Consider the following 1,581-nt stretch of genomic DNA (forward strand, 5'->3'; position numbering starts at 1 on the left):
AAGGAGGCGCCGGGCTCAGGCGCAATCTTCGGCTTCCGCGGAAAACGCGCCGACCGTATCAAACTTCTGTGGTGGGACGGCCAAGGGTTCTGCCTGTTTTACAAGATTTTGGAACGCGGATACTTTCCGTGGCCAACAGCGAAAGAAGGCGTCGCGCATCTGACGCAGGCTCAGTTGTCGATGCTTGTTGAGGGGATCGATTGGCGTCGGCCGGCGTGGACTTCCGCTCCTGGCAGAACGGGTTAAAAGCTATATTTTGCAAGGACATCCGGGCAAAATGCTAGTGCTTCCGCTGCAAATCGGCTATGTTTTTGGGCATGGAAGCACCGCCTCTGGACAGTCAGGACGAGCTATCGGCGTTGTGCGCGCTCGTCGCTGAACAGGCGGCAAAACTTGAGCTGCAAGAAGCCGAAGTCAACAAACGCGACTCCATCATCGGTCTTTTGCGCGCGCAGTTGGAACTGCTCCGACATCGGCAGCACAGCGCATCTTCAGAGAAGATCGATCGGAAGATCGGCCAATTTGAACTCATGCAGGAGGAGTTCGAAGCCGCCCGCGCCGAGGCTGATGCTTGTTCTGGAAAAAGGCAGCTGCCGATCTGGATGATGCCCCGGACAAGCCGAAAACAGACCTCTGCCGGGTGACCTGCCAACTGAAGAGCGGGTGTATGCAGCGCCCTGCAATTGCCCGACCTGTGGCGGCTCCTCCTTCTTGAAGGCGGCTGACAAGGTGGTCCAGGTGATGGAGCATGTGCCGGCTTCTGTAAAGATCGTCCGGCATATCGAGAAGCGCATGGTCTGCAGGGACTGCGATACGACCGTAATCGGGTGAGATGCCGTCTTTGCCGATCGAGCGAGGCAAACCCGGATCGGGATTGCTCGCCCATATCATGGTCGCCAAATTCGACGATCATATCGCTCTCTACCGCCTATCCGAGATGTACGACCGGCTGGGGATAGACATCTCTCGCTCTGTCATGGCGGACTGGGTTGGCCGCGTGTCCGTTTTGCTTGCGCCGCTCCGTCTTGGCTATCAGGGCGCACATCGCCGCGCTTGACCGAATACATACGGACGATACCCCGGTCGATGTTCTCGACCCTGGGCGAGGCTGGCAGGGTTTGGGTTTATGTCTTCGACAGCAGCGGTTATCAAGATCCCACTCCCGGAGCAATCGCCTACTACTATAGCCCCGACCGAAAGGGCGTGCATCCGGCTGACCACCTCGCAAACTTCAGCGGCGTGACGCATGCTGATGGCTATGGAGGTTACAAGAAGCTCTACGGCAACCAGATCGTCGAGGGCCCGCGTGCATGGCGCATGTGCGCCGCAAGTTCCACGATGTGATCAAGTTGAAGCCATCTCCGATCGCCGACGAGGCACTGTTGCGCGGCGACAATCAAGGTGAGCGTCTCATCCTGATCGCCGCGCCATACACTGTCGCGCATCGGTGCGCTCTACGATATCGAGGATCGCATCCGCGGCATGCCTGCCGACGAGCGACGCAAACTGCGCCAACAACATGCCAAGCCCATACTGGGAGAGCTGAAGGTCTGGATCGAGGCTACGCTTTCGACGCTGCCA

Annotated in this window: 1 protein-coding gene and 1 pseudogene; both read left to right on the forward strand. The window is 58.5% G+C overall.

What is annotated here, in order from left to right; genetic code table 11:
* A partial coding sequence (gene tnpB / locus GGI60_RS31645; RefSeq protein ID WP_183920511.1) for an IS66 family insertion sequence element accessory protein TnpB occupies positions 1 to 246 on the forward strand: 246 nt, incomplete at its 5' end.
* 71 nt (positions 247 to 317) lie between these two features.
* Positions 318 to 1,581, forward strand: a pseudogene (tnpC, locus tag GGI60_RS32895) (IS66 family transposase); the annotation flags it as partial.

Origin of the sequence: Rhizobium lentis, from assembly GCF_014200175.1 — a bacterium.
Lineage (GTDB): Bacteria > Pseudomonadota > Alphaproteobacteria > Rhizobiales > Rhizobiaceae > Rhizobium > Rhizobium mulingense.